Consider the following 20,685-nt stretch of genomic DNA (forward strand, 5'->3'; position numbering starts at 1 on the left):
GATGGAAGCGACACTCTCTTTACAAGCAAATTTATATCCTAAGATTACACCGGCGGGTGCGTATTATGCTGTTTCAAGTGATACGCCCAGTGCCAGCAGAACTTTATTGTATGGTCTGTTGCGTGCAGAGCCGTCTGAAACCATCAGCAGCGAAAAAATCTTGGCGTGGGCGGATACCAGCGACATCAATACCGCTTTGAATCTGCTGTACCGTCTCCAACGCTTGGAATTCTTGTATGGTGATGAGGAAATCAGCACAGACGATATCCATTTGACTGACGAGCAATTGCCTACATTGTTGGAACAGTTGTCTAATTCTGGCAAAGCTTTATTGGCTGATGAAAACGGTTTGTATTTTGCCAATGCCAATTTCCATCACGAGGCTGCGGAAGAGTTGGGCCTTTTGGCGAGCGAAGTGGCCAAAATGGAAGACAATCACCGTCTTTTGATTCGCAATAACCTGCATATCAATAATAGCGCATGGGGTATTTGTGATCCATCAGGCCAAAGTGAATTGACCTTTTTCCCTCTGTATATTGGCATGACCAAGCTGATTTTGGTAATTGGCGGAATGCCTGACTTAAATAAAGAGGCTTTTGTTACTTTGGTTAAAGTGTTGTACCACCGATACGGCAGCCGTTGATTTTTGCCTGACCGATATTTATTTTAGAATGGAGCGACTATGCAACAACTATTAATCTCTGTATTAAGCGATTTGAACAATACCTCTGCTGATATCACTGCTTCTGCAGTTATTTCTACAGACGGCCTGCCGATCGCAACCATGCTGCCTTCGCACCTGAATGCAGACCGTGTAGGCGCGATGTCGGCAACGCTTTTGGCATTGGGCAATCGTTCCGTGCGTGAGTTGGCTTGCGGTGAGTTGGATCAGGTAATGGTTAAAGGTAAAAACGGCTATATTCTGTTGAGTCAAGCAGGTGAAAAAGCAGTGTTGGCATTGATGGCAAAAGAAAGCGGTAAATTGGGCTTGATTTTGTTAGATGCGAAACGTGCAGCCAAACAAATTGCTGAAATCTTATAAAAGTTTTATAAATTAAAAAGATATAAAAATAGGGGCTGTACTAGATAACTAGGGAAATCTAATTTCAGGTTAGAATAATCCCTATGAGAAGAAGCCGTTTAAGTCAGTACAAACAAAACAAACTGATTGAGCTGTTTTATTGCAGGTGTTACCGCACGCACAGCAGCGCAATTAGCCAGTGTTAATAAAAACACAGCAGCCTATTACTTTCATCGTTTACGTGTACTGATTTTTCATAACAGCCCGCATCTGGAAATGTTTGATGGCGAAGTAGAAGTTGATGAAAGCTATTTTGGCGGGCAGCGCAAAGGCAAACGCGGTCGCGGTGCAGCCAGCAAAGTGGTTGTATTCGGGCTTCTGAAGCGCAACGGCAAGGTTTACACCGTTGCTGTGCCCAATACACAAACTGCCACTTTATTGCCGATAATACGTGAGCAAGTAAAGCCTGACAGTATTGTTTATACTGATTGTTACAAAAGCTATGACGTACTTGATGTGAGTGAGTTTAGCCACTTTCGCATTAATCACAGCACACATTTTGCTGATCGACAAAATCACATCAACGGAATTGAGAACTTTTGGAATCAGGCAAAACGCCACTTACGTAAGTTTAACGGCATTCCCAAAGAGCATTTTGAACTGTATTTGAAGGAATGTGAATGGCGTTTTAACCACGGTGAAATAAAAGTTCAAATTTCTATTTTAAAACAATTAGTAAAGCAGAATTTATTCTGGTTATCTAGTACAGCCCCTAAAAATATTTTTGTTTTTATATAGATTGTTGCTTGACAGATTTCTGATATTTTCTATATAATTCCATCTTTAATTCCCCGATAGCTCAGTCGGTAGAGCGACGGACTGTTAATCCGCAGGTCCCTGGTTCGAGCCCAGGTCGGGGAGCCAAATTTTAAAACCACCATGTTGCATGGTGGTTTTTATTTTATCTATTTATTAGTATTTTTAACATATTGATAATGCGTGGTGAGATGGTTGTACTTAATGCTTCAATTTTCAGACGGCCTACCAGCATATTTAAATATCTCATTTATTTTTTAAGCTATACATAATATTTATAGAAAAATAATATCTTATTGTTATCTATGGAAAACTCACATACATTACATTCTTCATCACGCTTTCGGTTCGCATTAAAAAATGCGGCATGGCACTTGTTGATTAGTCTGATTTTGGCAGGATTGGCCGCTTTGTTGGTATTTGGAGTTTGGTATCCTTATCCGTATGCCGAGCTGACAGGTGGATTGGCTTTATATAAACTGGTCATTTCAGTAGATATTGTTTGTGGTCCGTTGCTGACTTTGATTCTTGCCAGTCCGAGCAAGAAACTTAAAGAGAGGATTGTTGATTTTTCCTTAATCGGCATGATTCAGCTGGCTGCTTTGATTTATGGTTTATATAGTGTATCTTTGGCACGTCCAGTGGTTGCTGCATTTGAAACCGATAGGATAAATGTGGTAACTGCTGCAGAAATTGATGTAAATGATTTGAGCCATGCCCCGAAGGATTTGCAGGATTTATCTTGGTTTGGCGCGCGTCGTGTTGGGTTGCGTGAAGCAACGGGTCCGGATGAAGCTAACCAAAGTCTTGATTTGTCTTTGAAAGGTGTTGAACCGAGTATGAGGCCTTCTTGGTGGTTGCCAGATTCGCAGCAGGAACGTGAGAAAATTCGTAAGGCAATGAAACCGTTGTCTGTCTTGGCAAAAGCCCGTGGCATGAGTGAGGAGTCAATTTTTAAACAGGCTTCGCTGGAAAACGATGGGAAAGAATTGTATTTCTTGCCATTTACCAGTGCGCGAAGTAAAGAATGGGTTGTGATATTGAATGATCAGGCAGATTTCTTGGGTTATGCGCCGATTGATGGTTTTATCAAGTAGAAAAGGCCGTCTGAAAGCTGGCAAGTGATGGTATAGGCTGTTTTTAAAAGAAGATATGCTGTCAGACTTTGCCTTTCTTTCGTCAAACTGATAAACTGTTTGCCATTATTTTTGACCGAGGCATAAATTTTTCATGAAAGACGCAGAGCAGAGTAGTTGTTATACCGCTTCTTTCCCTTTATTTATGTCCGAACTTTGGCAGTCTGTCCGTTTTAAGCGGAACGGCTGCCTTTTTGTATTTTAAAGGAACACAATCATTATGGATTTCAGTTGGTTGGCAGAGCCGCATACTTGGATAGGCTTTGCCACGCTTCTGGTTTTGGAAGTTGTTTTAGGTATTGATAACCTTGTTTTCGTAGCGATTTTGGCAAACAAGGTTAAACCATCGCAACGTGATAGGGCGCGGATAACGGGCTTGGGTTTGGCCGTTGTTATTCGGATTTTCATGCTGGGCTTTATGGCGCACATCATGACGCTGACGCGTCCTTTGTTTGAGCTGGGAGGCTTGGAGATTTCCGGTAAAGATATGATTATGTTTGCCGGCGGTATTTTCCTGCTTTATAAAGCGACTACTGAGTTGCACGAACGCCTTGAAGGCCACAATCAATTTGCTGTTGCTGAAGGGCAGAAGAAGCATTCTGCTTTTTGGGGCGTTGTGGTGCAAATCTTGATTTTGGATGCGGTTTTCTCTATCGATTCTGTCATTACGGCAGTGGCGATGGTGGATCATATTGTGGTGGCAATGGGTGCGGTTGTTGTGGCAATGACGGTGATGATTTCCGCCAGCAAACCGTTGACTGCTTTTGTCGACAAGCATCCGACCGTCGTGATGTTGTGTTTGGGTTTCTTGTTGATGATTGGTTTCAGTCTGATTGCGGAAGCCTTCCATTTCCATATTCCGAAAGGCTATTTGTATGCGGCGATCGGCTTCTCGATTTTGATCGAACTGTTTAATCAGGTTTCGCAAAAGAATGCCCGTAAAAATGACTACATCAGCACTTCTTGGCGTAAGCGCACCGCTGAAAATGTGTTGGGTATGATGGGTATCCGCGAAAGCATTTTGGCAAAAGCAGGCGATAATGGCGGCGATGACGAGCATTTTGAAGAAAACGAAAAATCCATGATTCGCAGTGTGCTGACTTTGGCGGAGCGTCCGATTATGGGCGTGATGATTCCGCGTCGGGAGATCGAGAAATTGGATATTTCCCAAAGTCGGGAAGAACAAAATACGCAGTTGAAAAATACGCCGTATAGCCGTTTGTTGGTTGTCGGTAAGGCGGGTGTAGATGAGCCTTTGGGCTATATCAGTAAAAAAGATTTGCTGAACCAGCTGCTTGAATCGGGTGAAATCAATATTCAGACGGCCTTGCGCCAACCGTTGATTTTGCCGGACAGTACGACGGCGTTGAATGCGATTGAATTGTTCCGTCAAAGCAGCGCGGATTATGCGTTGGTGGTGGATGAATTTGGCGCAGTGTTGGGTATGGTGACCATGAAAGATTTGTTGGAAACCATTGCCGGTGAATTCCCCGAAGAGTTTGAGCGTGAGGAAGAAGAAGCTGTTCCGGCCAGTCAGGATGAAACGCTGTCTGTGGATGGTGCATTGGAGTATGTGGAATTGGCTTCTCAATTAAATCTGCCTGCTCAAGAGGAAGATGCGGACTTCCATACCGTTGCCGGCTTGATTATGGAGGAGTTACAAAGTATTCCTGATGTGGGCGACTTCATTGATTATCATGGCTGGCGTTTTGAAGTGGTTGAGAAGGATGGGCAACGTATTGCCCGTGTGAAAATCAACCGTTTGCCGGAAGAAGAATAAGTAAAGGCCGTCTGAACCCTGAACTGGCCCCCAAATCTTGGACACTCATAAAAGCCTATTCAGGCGCTCTGTGTAAGCTGGGTTCTGTATGCGACAGGACTCAGCTTTTTCAATTTCAAACTGCAACGCTCGCGGTTGTAGTAATCCATATAGTCATCTATCTGCTTCATCAATTCGTCCACCGTCAATTCACCTGCGTTATAGAAACACTCCGTCTTCAACACCGCAAAGAAACTCTCCATCGGCGCATTGTCCCAGCAGTTCGCCTTACGCGACATGCTTTGAATCATGGAATGCTCCGCAAGCAATTCCCTATACCCCGCCGTACGGTACTGCACACCCTGGTCGGAATGAAGCATCGTTCCTTCGCCGGTCAGCCGGGGGGCGGCTTTTTCGAGCATTTCCTTCACCATTTCGCTGTTAGCATTGCGGCTCATGGCATAGGCGACGATTTCGCGGTTGAACAGGTCCAAGATCGGCGAGAGGTACAGTTTGCCGTCCTTTCCTTTGAGTTCGGTCACGTCGGTCAGCCATTTTTCGTTGGGCTTTTCGGCTGTGAATAGGCGTTTGAGGAGGTGTTCCGATATTTCGCCCATGGCGGGATGGCGGTAGGCTTTTTTCGCCCGTATGAGGGCTTTCAGTCCTAGCTGCTTCATCAACCGAGCTGCTTTTTTGCGGTTCCAATCCAATGCTGCGGCAATGCGCCTTTGCCCGTAGCGTCCTTTATGCCGTTCGTAGATTTCGGCGATAAGGGCTTTGTCGGCTTCATCGGGGTCGGGTCGGTCTTGGTGGTGGTAGTAAAAGCTGCTTTTGGGCAGGTTTGCGATGTGCAGCAGGTATTTGGGCGGGTGTTGCGCCCTCAGTGTTTGGACGGTTTGGCTTTGTCCTTTTCGGTCCGCTTTTGGCTGAGGGCTTTTAACTCCTTTAGGTAGGCAACCTTTGCGCGCATATAGCACAACTCTTCGATAAGCTCTGCCTGTGTTTTTTCTTGGTCGGGTTTGTCGGCGATAAAGGGGTTTTTGCGGTGTTGGGGCATGGTTTTGGATTGGGGATGTTCGAGTGCGCCGATGCCGCCTTCTTGATAGGCGCGTATCCATCGTCGCAGGTGGGTTCGGGAGATGCCGTAGTGGTCTGCGGTACGCTGTTGGCTGCGTATGTGCAGGTAGTGGAGTACGGCTTGGTATTTGAAGTGTAATGTATATTTGCTCATAAAAAAAACTGCACCTTGTGAGTTGGAGGGGGGATGTCCAACTTTTGGGGTGCAGTTCAAACGTTTCAGACGGCCTTTTTATTGATTCAACTTTAGTTGCCGTAATGTCCTGATCCTAAAATTCGGTGTGAATGTGCGCCGGTTGCATGGTGGGGATTGCTCGGAACTTGATTGCACCAACAGGCTGCAAGCCAGGCAAAAGCGGCTGCTTCGACCCATTGCGGGTCAAGATGGAGCTTGGCTGTGCTGTGCAATTTGGTGTCGGGAGAAAACAGGGTTTCCAAGTCTTGCATCAAAATCGGATTGCGGATGCCGCCGCCGCAGATATAAAGATTATGAATCGCCGGAGCAGCTTGTTTGGTCGCATCAAAAATGGTTTGTGCAGTATAAAAGACCAATGTACGTATCACATCTTCCGGCTTTTCATTACCTTTCAGACGGCCTTGAAGCCAGCTTAGGGAAAACAACTCTCGGCCTGTACTTTTCGGATAAGGGCGGCTGAAGTAAGGATGGTCGAGCAGGGAAGCGAGCAGGTCAGGGAGGACTTCGCCTTGTACGGCTTTTTCCCCGTTTTTGTCGTAAGGCTGCTGCCAAATATGTTGCATCCATGCGTCCATCAACATATTGCCGGGGCCGGTATCGAAGCCGAAAGAAGGGGTGTCGGGCGGGAGGATGCTGATATTGGAAATGCCGCCAATGTTGAGTACGGCACGGGTTTCATTCGCATCTTGAAACAGTGTTTCGTGAAAAGCTGGGACGAGGGGCGCACCTTGACCGTTGCAGGCAAGGTCGCGGCTGCGGAAGTCGCCGACCGTGAAAATGCCGGTCAGTTCGGCCAATAGTGGGAGGTTGACCAGTTGAATGCTGTAACCGTGTTCAGGCGCATGGCGGATGGTTTGTCCGTGGCAGCCGATCGCGGCAATGTCTTTGGCCGACAGGTTTTGTTCTGCCAATAGTTGTTGGACGGTTTGGGCGTATAGGCGGCTGAGTGTTTGCGCCAGGATATTGCTTCTGTGCAATTCATTTTCGCCTATGTCTTGCAGTGCCAATAATTCTTGGCGCAGGCCGTCTGAATAGGGTAGAAAGCTATGAGCAACGGCGCGTTGCCATTGCTTGCCCTGCATTTGAATCAGTACGGCATCGGCACCGTCCATGCTGGTTCCGGACATGATGCCGATATAGTATTGGGGTTGCATTTCGGTTACAGAAAGAGAAGGTAAAATGACATTTTAACGCCTTTTGACGTTTTTACGGGAATTTCGGCATTTAATGTAAATAGTTGGTGCAAGAAAGATTACAAAAAGGTTAAAATAACGCGACTCAACATGTTTTCCAAAAGGAAACTTTCCATGGCTCAAACTCAGTCGAGTGCGAACTTGAAGCTGATTAATACGGTTTTTGCCGCTATGCTTGTGGGCATGGTCGGCTATTTTATTTATTGGGGCTTGGGTTATACCCACTACAACCACTCCGGCCTGTTTATCCTTGCTACCTTTTTCGGCGTCTTCATGGCGTTTAATGTGGGTGGTAACGATATTGCCAACTCTTTCGGTACAAGTGTCGGCTCCGGCACTTTGACCATTCCGCAAGCCTTGCTGATTGCGGCAGTATTTGAAGTCAGCGGCGCAGTGATTGCTGGCGGCGAGGTAACAGATACTATCCGTAAGGGTATTGTCGATTTGAATGGCATGCATCTGGATCCGATGCAGTTTGTCTTCATTATGATGTCTGCGCTTTTGGCTGCGGCATTGTGGCTGCTTTTCGCATCGCACAAAGGTCTGCCGGTTTCCACTACACATGCCATTATCGGCGGTATCGTCGGTAGTGCTCTGTGTATGGCGGCATTGAACGGTGTGGATTCTGTTGCGTTGATTCAATGGGACAAGTTGGGCGAAATTGCCTTATCTTGGATATTGTCTCCGGTTTTGGGCGGCATCGTTTCCTATCTGTTGTTTTCACGAATTAAGAAAAATGTTTTAGACTACAACTCTTGGGCTGATAATACGCTCAAAGGCATCAAGCTGGAGAAGAAAGCTTATAAAGAAGAGCATCGCCTGTTTTTTGAAGCCTTAAGTGAATCTGAAAAAGTCGAATACGCCACCAAAATGGCGCACGATGCCCAAATCTATGATGAGCCGGACTTTGATCCTGAAGAATTGCAGTCTGAGTATTATCGCGGTCTGCACCGCTTTGACAGCCGTAAGGGTGAAGTAGATTCTTATAGAGCCCTGCATTCTTGGGTGCCGTTTATTGCTTCTGTCGGCGGCATGATGATTGCGGCAATGTTGATTTTCAAAGGTCTGAAAAATCTGCATTTGGGTATGAGCAACGTCAACAGCTTCCTGACCATTTTCATGATTGGCGCGGCTATTTGGATGGGTACGTTTGTATTTGCCAAAAGTTTGAAACGCAAAGATTTGGATAAATCGACTTTCCAAATGTTCTCATGGATGCAGGTATTTACCGCTTGCGGTTTTGCATTCAGCCATGGTGCGAACGATATTGCCAATGCGATTGGTCCGTTTGCCGCGATTATGGATGTGTTGCGTACCAACAGCATTACTGCTCAAAACGCTGTGCCGCCGATTGCCATGTTGACTTTCGGTATCGCTTTGATCGTCGGTTTGTGGTTTGTCGGCAAAGAAGTGATTAAAACCGTAGGCACCAGCTTGGCAGAAATGCACCCTGCCTCCGGCTTCTCAGCCGAACTTTCGGCAGCAGCCGTTGTAATGGCAGCCTCATTCATGGGCTTACCTGTTTCCAGTACCCATATCTTGGTGGGTGCAGTTTTGGGTATCGGCTTGGTTAACCGCAATGCCAACTGGAAATTGATGAAACCGATCGGCCTTGCTTGGGTGATTACCTTGCCAGCCGCTGCCGTTTTGTCTGTTGTCAGCTATTTGGTTCTGCAAGCCGTGTTTTAACTGATTATTTGATTTCAAAAGGCCGTCTGAAAGATGTTTCAGACGGCCTTTATTTATGTTCATTAAAAGGAGATTTTAGTTTGCTATGAACAAACAAAGCTATTTTTAATCAGCCCACGATAAGGTTAAGGCAATAAAAAGCCCCAATTCATCGACGTTTAAGTGTCGTATTGAACTGGGGTTTTTTCTATTTAGTATGAGCCTTATCAGGCCGTCTGAACATTATTCAGCAGCTTCGTTGGTCTCGGCTTGTGCAGGAGCCGCTTCTGCTTCAGTGGTAGCCTTAGCGGCTTGGCGTTCGGCTTGTGCAGCCAATGCCTGTTGAACGGCTGGGTGCTGTTGGGCGATGGTTTGTTCTTCTGCGCTGACTTCGCCTTTGAAGCGGTTGTTCAAGTCAAAACGTTTGCCGCCGCGAGCCAGGGCTTTCAGATAGCGTGGACGGCGGCAGTGGTTGGCCAGTACGCGTGCAATCAGTGCAGGGTCGTATTGGGGCAGGGCGGCAACCAAGTCTTGGTCGATACCAACGGCCAACGGTTTAAATCGTTTGAATACATCATATTTGCCGTAAATGTGGTCGGCAATCATGTCTGTCTGTTTTTTCTTGCTCATGGTTTGGACGGCAGATTTCAGCGCAGCGCCCAAAGCGGTTTCTTGTGCCATTGCGGTTGTATTCCTCTAATATAAATCCGTATTTTTGTCATACGGCAATAAGGTGCTATTGTAGTATAAAGACTGTGATTTGGCTAAATTTTTCTGAGAATATTCAGAAATAAATGGTTATTTTCCAATTTGGCAATGTCCGGTGTATTTACCTGAACGTTGGCATTTTGCGCACGATGGCGTAAGACGTGGTCAATCAATACCAAGGCCAGCATGGCTTCTGCAATCGGAGCGGCGCGTAATCCGACGCAGGGATCGTGGCGGCCGTGTGTGGCAAGTTCGACAGGGTTGCCCTCTATATCAATGCTGCGGCGCGGTGTGGCGATGGAACTGGTCGGCTTGATGGCAATATTCACATGAATGTCTTGTCCGGTGCTGATGCCGCCCAAGATGCCGCCTGAGTGGTTGGATAGAAAGCCTTGAGGCGTGAGCTCGTCGCCATGCTCGCTGCCGCGTTGCATTACGCTATCAAAACCTGCACCGATTTCCACGCCTTTGACGGCATTAATGCCCATCATGGCATAGGCAATTTCTGCATCGAGGCGGTCAAAAACCGGTTCGCCCAAGCCAACAGGGACGTTGGCTGCTTCGATATGAAGTTTTGCGCCGACAGAATCCAATGATTTGCGCACGCTGTCCATATAGTTTTCCAAGTCCTCAATTTGGCTTTGGTTGGCGGCAAAAAAAGGATTTTGGGAAATATATTCGTAGCCTTCAAACTGGATTTCTTTTTCACCGACTTGGGTAACGTAGGCGGTAATTTCAGTACCGAATTTTTCTTTCAGCCATTTTTTTGCAACTGCTCCGGCTGCAACGCGGGCAGCGGTTTCGCGAGCGGAACTTCTACCGCCGCCGCGATAGTCGCGTGTACCGTATTTGTGCCAGTAGGTGTAATCGGCATGTCCGGGGCGGAAACTGGTGGCGATATTGCCATAATCTTTGCTGCGTTGGTCGGTATTGCGGATCAGGAGGGCGATGGGTGTGCCGGTGGTTTTGCCTTCGAATACGCCGGAGAGGATTTCGACTTGGTCGGCTTCGCGGCGTTGGGTAACGTGGCGGCTGGTGCCGGGTTTGCGGCGGTCAAGGTCAAATTGGATATCCGCTTCGCTCAATTCTAGTCCGGGCGGGCAGCCGTCAATGATGCAGCCTAAGCCTGCGCCGTGGCTTTCGCCGAAAGTGGTAACGGTAAAGATTTGTCCGAAGGTATTGCCTGCCATAGGGATACTCTTTTGAAGTTGGGTTTGGAAATTTTTTACTTGTTTGGATAATTCTCAGGCCGTCTGAACAGATGCGAGAACGAAATCAAAGATTCTCGTTTCACCGTTCAGACGGCCTTTTGAGATGACTGTTTAGTTCAATTTACCGTGGCACTGTTTGTATTTCAGGCCGCTGCCGCAAGGGCAAGGATCGTTGCGGTGAACAATCAGGCCGTTTTGTGCAAGCGCTTCAGGGCTGAAGTCTGTGCCGTCAGGGTCGAACGCTTCGGTAACCAAATCAGTTTGCGATTGGCCGAGCAATTCTTCCATATCAGGCGCATCGGAGTGGACGGTTTGAACATCGCTGACGCTTTGTGCGGCAGTGTGGTCGTATTCGCTGTTGCGCTCGATTTGAACGGCGGTCAGCAAAGCGGCAATGTTTTGTTTGATGCCGCGCCACAGGTTTTCAAACATGGCGAAAGCCTCGCGTTTGTATTCCTGTTTCGGATTTTTCTGAGCATAGCTGCGCAGATGGATACCTTGGCGCAAGTAGTCCATAGCGGCGAGGTGTTCGCGCCATTGGTTGTCGATAACTTGCAGCATAACATTGCGTTCGAAGTCTGACATAGCCTGTTTGCCGACCAATTCGACTTTTTCGGCATATTCGTCTTCGATGCGCTTGATGAGGCGTTCTTTAATGTCTTGGTTGTCCAAAGTACTGTCTTCTTTCAGCCAGCCTTTAATATCGACATGCAGGCGGAAATCGGCGGCAAGTTGGTGCTCCAGTGCCGGAATGTCCCATTGCTCCTCCATGCTGTCAGGCGGGATGTGGTAATCAACCAAGTCGCTGATAACGTCGGCGCGGATTTCGCGGGTCAAATCGCTGACGTCTTTGCTGGTCAGGATTTCGTTACGTTGATGGTAAATCACTTTACGTTGGTCGTTGGCAACGTCATCGTATTCCAAAACTTGTTTACGCATATCGAAGTTGCGGCCTTCGACTTTACGTTGTGCGCCTTCGATTTGACGGGTCAGCAGGCCGTGTTCGATGGCAACGCCGCGCTCAGGTGCCAGGCGGTTGAGGATGGCGGCGGCACGGTCGAGTGCAAAGAGACGCAATAATGGGTCTTCAAACGACAGATAGAAACGGCTGGAGCCGGGGTCGCCCTGACGGCCCGCGCGACCGCGTAACTGGTTGTCGATACGGCGGCTTTCGTGGCGTTCTGTACCGATAATGTGCAAACCGCCTGCGGCCACAACTTGGTCATGTTCGGCTTGCCAACCGCTTTCAAGGGCGGAAATTTGCGCTTGTTTTTGCTGTTCGCTCAAGGTTTCATCGGCATGGATGGCTTCGATTTGATGTTTGAGGTTGCCGCCCAAGACAATATCGGTACCGCGGCCGGCCATGTTGGTGGCAACGGTAATTGCGCCGACTTTACCGGCTTGGGCCACAATCAATGCCTCGCGCTCGTGTTCTTTGGCGTTCAGAACGTTATGCGGCAGACCTGCTTCGTGTAACAAGCGGGAAACCAGTTCGGAGTTTTCGATGCTGGTTGTACCAACCAAAACCGGTTGGCCGTTTTTGTGGCATTCGGCGATGTCTTTGACGACGGCTTCAAATTTTTCTTCGGCTGAACGGAAGATTTGGTCGTTGAAGTCTTTACGTTGTACAGGGCGGTTGGTAGGGATGATGACGGTTTCGAGGTTGTAAATGCTTTGGAACTCGAAGGCTTCGGTGTCGGCCGTACCGGTCATACCGGACAGTTTGTTGTACAGGCGGAAGTAGTTTTGGAAGGTAATAGAGGCAAGTGTTTGGTTTTCGCGCTTGATTTCTACACCTTCTTTGGCTTCAACGGCTTGGTGCAAGCCTTCGGACCAGCGGCGGCCGGCCATCAGACGGCCTGTGAATTCATCCACAATCACGATTTCGCCGTCTTGGATAACGTAATGTTGGTCTTTGTGGAACAGGGTGTGCGCGCGCAATGCAGCCATGAGGTGGTGCATCAGGGAAATATTAGCGGCAGAGTAGAGCGAATCGTTTTCCTGCAATAAGCCCATTTGAGTCAGGATTTGCTCGGCGTGTTCGTGACCGGCTTCGCTCAGGATGACTTGGTGTGCTTTTTCATCTACCCAGTAATCGCCTTCGCCTTCTTCGGTTTCTTGGCGGATAAGGTGGGCAGGAACGGCGTTCATCACGCGGTAGAGCTGGATGTTGTCATCTGCCTGGCCGGAAATAATCAGCGGCGTACGTGCTTCGTCAATCAGAATGGAGTCCACTTCGTCGACAACGGCAAAGTTCAATTCGCGTTGAACTTTGTCGTATTGGTCGGTCACCATATTGTCGCGCAGGTAGTCGAAGCCGAATTCGTTGTTTGTACCGTAAGTAATGTCGGCACCGTAAGCAGTTTGGCGTTCAAAAGGTTGCAAATCGGCGACGATCACGCCGACGCTCAAGCCTAAGAAATTGTACAATGGCTCCATAATGCTCGCGTCACGGGAGGCGAGGTAGTCGTTGACGGTAACGACGTGGACGCCTTTTCCTGACAATGCATTCAGGTAAACGGCAAGGGTGGCCACTAGAGTTTTACCTTCACCGGTACGCATTTCGGCAATTTTGCCGTTGTGCAGGACCATACCGCCGATCAGCTGTACATCGAAGTGGCGCATGCCCAATACACGGCTCGATGCTTCGCGGCAGACGGCAAAGGCTTCGACCAAAATGTCGTCCAAGCTTTGTCCGTCGGCGAGACGTTGTTTGAATTCGGCTGTTTTAGCTTGCAGTTCTGCATCGCTCAAGGCCTGCATTTGTTTCTCAAGCGCGTTGATTTTGGCAACGGATTTACGATATTGTTTCAGCAGGCGGTCGTTGCGGCTGCCGAAGATTTTCTTAGCAATGTTTGTCAGCATGAATAATTCCTGCGCCTTGATATAATAGTGGGCGAAATTGGGATTTTAACACAAGCGCTTGTATAACGCGGTAATGCTGTTTGAAATAAAGGCGGTTTTGCTGTATTTCAATTGTAATTGTTTGGTTAATTTACTGAGAGGCCGTCTGAAACATATGGATTTAGCACAATTAGGCAAGCGCGATCATTTATTGGCAGGCTTGTTGCAACAATCGCAACAATGGCGGAAATTGGATGCAAAAATCAAAACGGTTTTGCCGGCCAACCTGCATCCGCATTTTCAGACAGCCTGCGTAGAAGACGGAAGATTGGTCTTGCTTGCCGCCAATAATATGGCTGCTTCGCGTTTGAAAATGATCCTGCCTGCCATGTTGCCCAAATTGCAAACATTGCATGCAGGCGTCAGGGAAGTGGTGGTCAGGGTAGTTCCCAAGCCTCCGACTCAACCGAAAACCAATAGTTTGCGATTGAGCGAGGCAGCTTTAGACAGTTTCGATGAGGCGGCAGCTAAATTGGAAGGCAAGCATCCCGAATTGGCGGCGGCATTGGCAGAATTGGTACGCAAGCATAGCCGTTAAAATTATGTTAGATGAGATTACAGTTAATAAATGTTAAAACTTATATCGTTCGGCTGATAGCATCTAATACTAAAGAAATACGACCTAGAAAGTATCTGTTTTCTTTTAGGTAAACTGATGTAAACTTGGCTTGAAACTTTGATTTCGTGTGAAGTTTGTAGCAAAATAACGCCTGAATTTCACATCACGCTATGCGGATAAATTTTAGTTTGGCGTTTGCCTTTTATTAATATATTCGTGTAGTGCTGTTAATAGAACTTAACAAAACTCTCATCATTAGGAGATACATCAATGAAAGCTTATCTGGCTCTAATTTCCGCTGCCGTTATCGGCTTAGCTGCATGCTCTCAAGAAGCTGCAAAACCTGCAGAAGCCCCTGCTGCTTCTGCCGCTTCCGAAGCTGCCCCCGCAGAAACTACTGCACCTGCTGATGCAGCTCCTGCTTCTGAAGCCGCTCCGGCCGACGCTGCCGCTGCTCCTGCTGCCGGCAACTGCGCGACTACTGTTGAAGCCAACGACGCTATGCAGTTCAACACTAAAGAAATCCAAGTAAGCAAAGCTTGTAAAGAATTCACCATCACCCTGAAACACACCGGTACCCAACCTAAAACCAGCATGGGTCACAACATTGTCATCGGTAAAGCTGAAGACATGGACGGTATTTTCAAAGATGGCGTTGGCGCAGCTGACACTGACTACGTTAAACCTGATGATGCACGCGTTGTTGCCCACACCAAACTGATCGGTGGCGGCGAAGAATCTTCTTTGACTCTGGATCCAGCCAAACTGGCTGACGGCGAATACAAATTCGCTTGCACCTTCCCAGGTCACGGCGCTTTGATGAACGGTAAAGTTACTTTGGTTGACTAATCCGCCTAAAGCTCGAAAACAGACAGCCTGCCTTGCGCAGGCTGTTTTGTTATAATCTGGAAACATTAATTTAAGAATAAATCCTATGAATCCGTTTGAAACCAAAAGCGTTACTTTTGCCGAACCTATTGAAATGCTGTACGCCTGCCACGGCAAAGTGCGCCGTTTCTGCAATCAGGTTGCCATGTTGTCGGACTATATCGCCGAAAACGGCTGCAATCAGGTTGTTTTGCAAACCATCCGCCAAATTGCCCAGTATTTCAACGTTGCCGCGCCGTTGCACCATGAAGATGAAGAAGAAAACTTCTTTCCGCTTTTGTTGCAATATGCGCCGCAAGCTCAAGAAAGCGTTGACGAGCTGTTGCGCCAACATATTAGCCTGCATAGCAACTGGGACGGCGTAGCGGCTGAATTTGCCAAGCTTGAAGCGGACAATGCCTATATCCCTAATGCCGAAGCATTCAAACGTTTTGTCGCAGGATATGATGTTCATCTGGCAATTGAAGAGCCACTGTTTGATATGGGCAAAACCTTTATCCCCAAAGAAAAATTGACCGAAATCGGCGAAATTATGGCCGCACGCCGCCGCAAATAAGGCCGTCTGAAACAATCGTCTCAAGGAATACACTATGCTGACCCCAAAAAGTTGCGATTTGTTCAATATCCCTTTTTTCCAGTTTTCCCAGCTAAAAAAATACCAGCCTGAAAGCATTCCGCAAATCAAGGCAGACTATAAAGAAAACTGGCAGGTATGGCAGCAGCTGATCCAGCAGGTTGCCGCCGAATTGGGTGCGCCGTTTGCGCCGCCGCATATCGAACGCTGGTGTAACGGCTGGCAGGTACGCGCTCATTTCTTTGCTTATTTCAAATACGAACAATATAAAAATTCCGCAGCGATTTTATCGATTTTGCTGAATCGCCGCCGTTTGAGTGTCAGCTTGGATTGGCATTGCTATAAAGCCGATGTTTCCCCCATTGCGTTGCCTGATTACAACCGCTGGCTGGATAATTTTGATACTGAAAAATACGCTTCATTCGATATGTGGCACGGTGCGGAAAGCGAATATGACGATTATCGTATCGTCGCCCAACAAAGCGACGGCGATAGAAAGCTTCGAGACGACAAAGATTTCTTCTGTATCGGGAAACACATCGAACGTGATGATTTGGGCAAGCAGGATGTCGTGAAATGGATAGCGGAAACAGTGGAAGACTTACTGCCGCTTTACGAAGCTTGTCATGGAAAATAACTCAGAATACCGAAAGGCAGACTGCCTATTCAGTATCTTCAAATAAACTCAAGGCCGTCTGAAAATCACATTCAGAACGTTTCAGACGGCCTGTTTCTCAAAGTGAACAAATATGACCGAAACCCAATCCTTAGAGCTTGCCAAAGAGCTGATTTCCCGCCCGTCCGTTACGCCGGATGACCAAAACTGCCAACAACTACTGGCCGAACGTCTGCAAAAAATCGGTTTTGCCGTAGAAGAGCTTCATTTTGGCGACACCAAAAATGTTTGGTTGCGACGCGGTACTCAGGCTCCGGTGTTCTGCTTTGCCGGACATACCGACGTCGTGCCGACAGGCCCTGTTGAAAAATGGGATTCGCCACCGTTTGAACCGACCGAGCGTGAAGGCCGTCTGTATGGCCGCGGCGCGGCGGATATGAAAACCAGCATTGCCTGTTTCGTTACCGCCTGCGAACGCTTCGTTGCCGAAAATCCCGATCATCAAGGCAGCATTGCGCTCCTGATTACTTCGGACGAAGAGGGCGATGCGCTGGACGGCACGACCAAAGTCGTCGATGTGTTGAAAGCGCGCGGCGAGTTGATTGATTACTGTATCGTCGGAGAACCGACTGCCGTGGATAAATTGGGCGATATGTTGAAAAACGGCCGCCGCGGCTCACTGTCGGGTAACCTGACCGTCAAAGGCAAGCAAGGCCATATTGCCTATCCGCATTTGGCAATCAATCCCATGCATACTTTTGCCCCGGCCTTGTTGGAGCTGACACAAGAAGTCTGGGATGAGGGCAACGAATACTTCCCCCCGACCAGTTTCCAAATTTCCAATATCAACGGCGGCACAGGCGCGACCAACGTGATTCCGGGCGAGCTGAACGTCAAATTCAATTTCCGTTTCTCTACCGAGTCCACCGAAGAAGGGCTGAAACAACGCGTCCACTCCATTTTGGACAAACACGGCGTGCAATATGATTTGCAGTGGTCTTGCTCAGGCCAACCTTTCTTGACTCAGGCCGGAAAACTGACCGATGTGGCACGCGAAGCCATTGCCGAGATTTGTGGCATTGAGGCCGAATTGTCCACCACCGGCGGTACTTCGGACGGACGCTTCATCAAAGCCATTGCGAAAGAACTTATCGAATTAGGCCCGTCCAACGCGACCATCCACCAAATCAACGAAAACGTGCGCTTGGACGATATTCCGAAGCTGTCGGCAGTGTATGAAGGTATGTTGACGCGATTGTTGAAGTGAAAAAAGCCCATAGGCTTTGAAAAACGATAGAGCCGATTCTTTTGCTCTTTTTGTTTTCTCTTAAGTTATCGATAATTGGACAAGGCAAAATATGATTACTCTGCCTTCTTTAGATGCGCTTCCATCAAAGTGGAATGAAATCCGAGAGCAGTTGGAAACCTACTTTCCCGCCGACCTCGAAGCCCTGCTGCATGAGCGGTTTACGGAACACGAAGCCAAACAGTTTGAGCAGGATTTTATTGACTGTATCGGTTGTACGCCTGAGGAATATGTCCGTATCCGCCGAGCTATCCGGCTGTTGGAAACACGTTATCCAGATAGTCCAAACGAACTGACTGTTGCCGCGGTTGCTACGTCCTTGGGCGAGATGTTGGCGGTGTTTGGTAGCAAGGGTTTGTGTCTGCTGGAATTTGTCGGGCAGAAACATATGGAACAGGAAATCATGGCTGTCCAAAAAGCTTTACATGGGCAGTTTATTTTCCAAGAAAATGAGCAAACGCAACTTTTGCGCCAAGAATTGGATTTATACTTTCAAGGCCGTCTGAAAGTTTTTGCGACGCCTTTGGAAACGATAGGTACAGCTTTTCAGCAGCAGGTGTGGAACGCGCTGCTGACCATTCCTTACGGTGAAACGCGCAGCTACAAGGAGCAGGCGCAGCAGTTGGGTAATCCCAAAGCCATTCGTGCTGTTGCCGCTGCAAACGGACAGAATAAGGTGTCTATCCTGATTCCCTGCCACCGCGTTATTGGCAGCGACGGTAAACTGACCGGCTACGCAGGCGGCTTGAACCGCAAACAGTCGTTGCTTGCCTTGGAGCGAGGCGAAGTTCAGACGGCCTTGTTCTGAGTTTTGATAGAGGATAAGGGGCCGCGCTTCGGGCAGGCTTCGCGCGTTAAAAAATTGAGTAGCAGAAGGTCAGGGAAGCCCGGAAAAATCTGCATGGAGAAAAATGTTGGGTAACGCCCACGCTAGAAAAAGAGAAATAAGACATGAGCCTGAAAAACCGCCATTTTTTAAAACTTTTGGATTTTACGCCGGAAGAAATTACTTCATATCTCGACCTTGCCGCCGAATTGAAGGCCGCTAAAAAAGCAGGGCGCGAGGTGCAGCAGATGAAAGGAAAAAACATCGCCCTGATTTTCGAGAAAACATCGACCCGCACCCGTTGCGCGTTTGAGGTGGCTGCACGCGACCAAGGTGCAGGGGTAACTTATCTGGAGCCTTCTGCCAGTCAAATCGGACATAAGGAAAGCATTAAGGATACCGCGCGTGTTTTAGGACGGATGTTTGACGGTATCGAGTATCGCGGTTTTGGGCAGGATGTGGTGGAAGAGCTGGCCAAGTATGCAGGCGTGCCTGTGTTCAATGGTTTGACCAACGAGTTCCACCCGACCCAAATGCTCGCCGATGCGCTAACGATGCGCGAACATAGCGACAAGCCTTTGAACCAAATTGCGTTTGCCTATGTAGGCGATGCGCGTTACAACATGGCCAATTCGTTGCTGGTGTTGGCTGCGAAACTAGGCATGGACGTGCGTATCGGTGCACCGAAAAGTTTGTGGCCGTCTGAAAACATTATCGAAACGGTGCAGGCTGTTGCCAAAGAGACCGGCGGACGGATTCTGTTGACGGAGAATGCGCAGAAAGCCGTGAAAGGCGTGGATTTTATCCATACCGATGTGTGGGTCAGCATGGGCGAGCCTAAAGAGGCTTGGCAAGAGCGTATCGATTTGCTGAAAGATTACCGCGTTACCCCCGAATTGATGGCGGTGGCGGAAAATCCGCAAGTCAAGTTTATGCATTGCCTGCCTGCTTTCCATAATCGCGAAACCAAGGTCGGCGAATGGATTTATGAGACATTCGGCCTGAATGGTGTGGAAGTAACGGAAGAAGTCTTTGAAAGCGAAGCCAGCATTGTGTTTGATCAGGCAGAAAACCGGATGCATACGATTAAAGCGGTGATGGTAGCGGCATTAGGCGATTGATTGTTACGCTCAACATTGCTTACTGCTTCATTTAATAGAGATTAAATAAAGGCCGTCTGAAAGAAAGACTTTCAGACGGCCTTGTCGTTTGATTGGGGTTTATTACCAAATCAGGACTTTGGGTTCGGGCGTTACTTGATAGCCTTCTTGACGCAATAGTTCGATTAAGCCTTTTTTGCTGGGTAAATGGGCAATACCGACGGCAAAGAGGGTGCTTTGTTTGGCGGATTGCTTGCGGATTTCAGGCAGCCATGCCAAGTTGCGGCGGATCAGGAGGTCGTTTTTCAGCCAATTGGACATGGCTTTGGCGTATTTGGTATCAACAAGTTTGAGGGTGCGCTGTTCGGTTTCTTCCAAAAGTGGGATGAGTTCTTCAAAGCGGCCGTCTGAATAGGCTTGATGGAGTTTTTTGATATCTTCGGTTTCTTCTTTATTGGTTTTAATACTGGCTTTCAGAAAGTTGAGCATGGTTTCTTCAGGCTGGGCTTTGAAGATCGCGGTAACATCGTCCAAGCTTTCTAATGAACCACGCGGCTTATTGATGTCGGCGGCCGCGTTGATCAGCAACATATCTGCACCGGTTTCTGAGCTATACCCTTTGGGAAATGTACTGCCGGCAAAAATGAATGCCGCCCATGGATGGAGTTTGTCGGCAATTTGGGCGATGGGTCGGCTTTCTTCATTTTGTGAATAGATTTCTTGTAAAAGACGGAAATCTGCTTTGCCAAGCTTGAGGCTGAGCGGTTCGGTACTCATGACTTCCTTGAAGTATTTTTGATACATTTTTTTCGTTTCCGGACTGCTGTCCGGCAGTGGGTCAACTTCTGTGGTCAATTGGTCGGTGGATTGCAATAGTTTGACTGCATCGGAAGACAAGGTTTGATTGGTTTGCCCCATGTGGATGGTGCCGAGCAGATAGGAATCGGGTTGGCCTTCTTTGCTGATTTTCCAAACATTGCTGGTCAGTTTAGGCTGCTGCCAGTTAAGTTCGGCAGGTTTGTTGTCGGTTGAAGTTGCATTAGGTTGGCAGGCACCCAAGACAAGGGCGGTCAATGGCACAAGCAGGCAGGCAAGCAGTTTTTTCATGTTTTTCCTTATTGTGGTGT

The 20,685-nt window shown here is 48.0% G+C and carries 19 protein-coding genes, 1 tRNA gene and 1 pseudogene; 14 read left to right on the forward strand and 7 right to left on the reverse strand.

The annotated features are described in order from the left end of the window. Position 1: 1 nt before the first annotated feature. From O3660_RS04020 to O3660_RS04045, 6 genes and pseudogenes are all read left to right on the forward strand, one after another. Entirely contained in the window at positions 2-643 is a 642-nt protein-coding gene (locus O3660_RS04020) for a hypothetical protein (protein WP_003679679.1), read from the forward strand. A 39-nt stretch (positions 644-682) separates the two neighbouring features. Further along, complete coding sequence (locus O3660_RS04025) at positions 683-1,042, forward strand: roadblock/LC7 domain-containing protein (protein ID WP_003684442.1); 360 nt, start codon at positions 683-685, stop codon at positions 1,040-1,042. Positions 1,043-1,125: 83 nt separating this feature from the next. Continuing rightward, positions 1,126-1,819, forward strand: a pseudogene (locus tag O3660_RS04030) (IS1595 family transposase). Between the two features lie 50 nt (positions 1,820-1,869). Next, positions 1,870-1,945: transfer RNA gene (locus tag O3660_RS04035), tRNA-Asn, on the forward strand. A gap of 197 nt (positions 1,946-2,142) precedes the next feature. After that, positions 2,143-2,934, forward strand: a complete 792-nt coding sequence (locus O3660_RS04040) for a hypothetical protein (RefSeq protein WP_049350843.1) — start codon at positions 2,143-2,145, stop codon at positions 2,932-2,934. Between the two features lie 259 nt (positions 2,935-3,193). Continuing rightward, positions 3,194-4,753: a TerC family protein gene (locus O3660_RS04045; protein WP_049350842.1), complete on the forward strand. Its 1,560-nt coding sequence runs from the start codon at positions 3,194-3,196 to the stop codon at positions 4,751-4,753. A 59-nt stretch (positions 4,754-4,812) separates the two neighbouring features. On the opposite strand, the gene O3660_RS04050 is transcribed toward O3660_RS04045, so the two are convergent. The 3 genes from O3660_RS04050 to O3660_RS04060 all read right to left on the reverse strand — a co-directional run bounded on the left by O3660_RS04050 (position 4,813) and on the right by O3660_RS04060 (position 7,159). Next, on the reverse strand, positions 4,813-5,709 hold the full coding sequence (locus O3660_RS04050) for an IS3 family transposase (protein ID WP_371464590.1): 897 nt from the start codon (positions 5,707-5,709) through the stop codon (positions 4,813-4,815). Further along, the gene (locus tag O3660_RS04055) at positions 5,613-5,963 is read right to left on the reverse strand and encodes a helix-turn-helix domain-containing protein (RefSeq protein ID WP_371464591.1); all 351 of its coding nucleotides are present in this window, start codon (positions 5,961-5,963) and stop codon (positions 5,613-5,615) included. The genes O3660_RS04050 and O3660_RS04055 overlap by 97 nt, the downstream gene beginning before the upstream one ends. 92 nt (positions 5,964-6,055) lie before the next feature. Further along, positions 6,056-7,159: an anhydro-N-acetylmuramic acid kinase gene (locus tag O3660_RS04060; RefSeq protein WP_049350995.1), complete on the reverse strand. Its 1,104-nt coding sequence runs from the start codon at positions 7,157-7,159 to the stop codon at positions 6,056-6,058. A 153-nt stretch (positions 7,160-7,312) separates the two neighbouring features. Between O3660_RS04060 and O3660_RS04065 the strand changes: the two genes are divergently transcribed. Next, entirely contained in the window at positions 7,313-8,887 is a 1,575-nt protein-coding gene (locus tag O3660_RS04065; RefSeq protein ID WP_049350994.1) for an inorganic phosphate transporter, read from the forward strand. Between the two features lie 222 nt (positions 8,888-9,109). On the opposite strand, the gene O3660_RS04070 is transcribed toward O3660_RS04065, so the two are convergent. From O3660_RS04070 to secA, 3 genes are all read right to left on the reverse strand, one after another. Then, complete coding sequence (locus tag O3660_RS04070; RefSeq protein ID WP_003679322.1) at positions 9,110-9,547, reverse strand: ProQ/FINO family protein; 438 nt, start codon at positions 9,545-9,547, stop codon at positions 9,110-9,112. Between the two features lie 83 nt (positions 9,548-9,630). Beyond that, positions 9,631-10,764 (reverse strand): chorismate synthase, encoded by a 1,134-nt coding sequence (gene aroC / locus O3660_RS04075; protein ID WP_049350993.1) that lies wholly within the window; start codon positions 10,762-10,764, stop codon positions 9,631-9,633. A 132-nt stretch (positions 10,765-10,896) separates the two neighbouring features. Beyond that, positions 10,897-13,650, reverse strand: coding sequence for a preprotein translocase subunit SecA (gene secA, locus O3660_RS04080; RefSeq protein ID WP_049350992.1), 2,754 nt, complete (start codon positions 13,648-13,650; stop codon positions 10,897-10,899). A gap of 154 nt (positions 13,651-13,804) precedes the next feature. Between secA and O3660_RS04085 the strand changes: the two genes are divergently transcribed. From O3660_RS04085 to argF, 7 genes are all read left to right on the forward strand, one after another. Continuing rightward, positions 13,805-14,227, forward strand: a complete 423-nt coding sequence (locus tag O3660_RS04085; protein WP_049329568.1) for a DciA family protein — start codon at positions 13,805-13,807, stop codon at positions 14,225-14,227. Between the two features lie 291 nt (positions 14,228-14,518). After that, a complete protein-coding gene (azu, locus tag O3660_RS04090; protein ID WP_003684449.1) occupies positions 14,519-15,097 on the forward strand; it encodes an azurin in 579 nt (192 codons plus the stop codon). Between the two features lie 85 nt (positions 15,098-15,182). Further along, positions 15,183-15,692 (forward strand): hemerythrin domain-containing protein, encoded by a 510-nt coding sequence (locus O3660_RS04095; protein WP_049350991.1) that lies wholly within the window; start codon positions 15,183-15,185, stop codon positions 15,690-15,692. Between the two features lie 34 nt (positions 15,693-15,726). Beyond that, complete coding sequence (locus tag O3660_RS04100; protein WP_049350990.1) at positions 15,727-16,347, forward strand: glucose-6-phosphate 1-dehydrogenase family protein; 621 nt, start codon at positions 15,727-15,729, stop codon at positions 16,345-16,347. 112 nt (positions 16,348-16,459) lie between these two features. Further along, complete coding sequence (dapE, locus tag O3660_RS04105) at positions 16,460-17,593, forward strand: succinyl-diaminopimelate desuccinylase (protein ID WP_049350989.1); 1,134 nt, start codon at positions 16,460-16,462, stop codon at positions 17,591-17,593. 91 nt (positions 17,594-17,684) lie between these two features. Next, positions 17,685-18,440 (forward strand): methylated-DNA--[protein]-cysteine S-methyltransferase, encoded by a 756-nt coding sequence (locus tag O3660_RS04110; protein WP_049350988.1) that lies wholly within the window; start codon positions 17,685-17,687, stop codon positions 18,438-18,440. Between the two features lie 143 nt (positions 18,441-18,583). Further along, positions 18,584-19,579 carry an ornithine carbamoyltransferase gene (gene argF, locus O3660_RS04115; protein WP_049350987.1) on the forward strand — a complete coding sequence of 332 codons (996 nt, stop codon included), beginning with the start codon at positions 18,584-18,586 and terminating at the stop codon, positions 19,577-19,579. Positions 19,580-19,681: 102 nt separating this feature from the next. Here the strand turns inward: argF and O3660_RS04120 are convergent, their stop codons facing one another. Next, positions 19,682-20,665 carry a TraB/GumN family protein gene (locus tag O3660_RS04120; RefSeq protein WP_049350986.1) on the reverse strand — a complete coding sequence of 328 codons (984 nt, stop codon included), beginning with the start codon at positions 20,663-20,665 and terminating at the stop codon, positions 19,682-19,684. Positions 20,666-20,685 lie beyond the last annotated feature (20 nt).

Source organism: Neisseria sp. 27098_8_139, from assembly GCF_041433195.1.
In the GTDB taxonomy this organism is placed as follows: domain Bacteria; phylum Pseudomonadota; class Gammaproteobacteria; order Burkholderiales; family Neisseriaceae; genus Neisseria; species Neisseria subflava.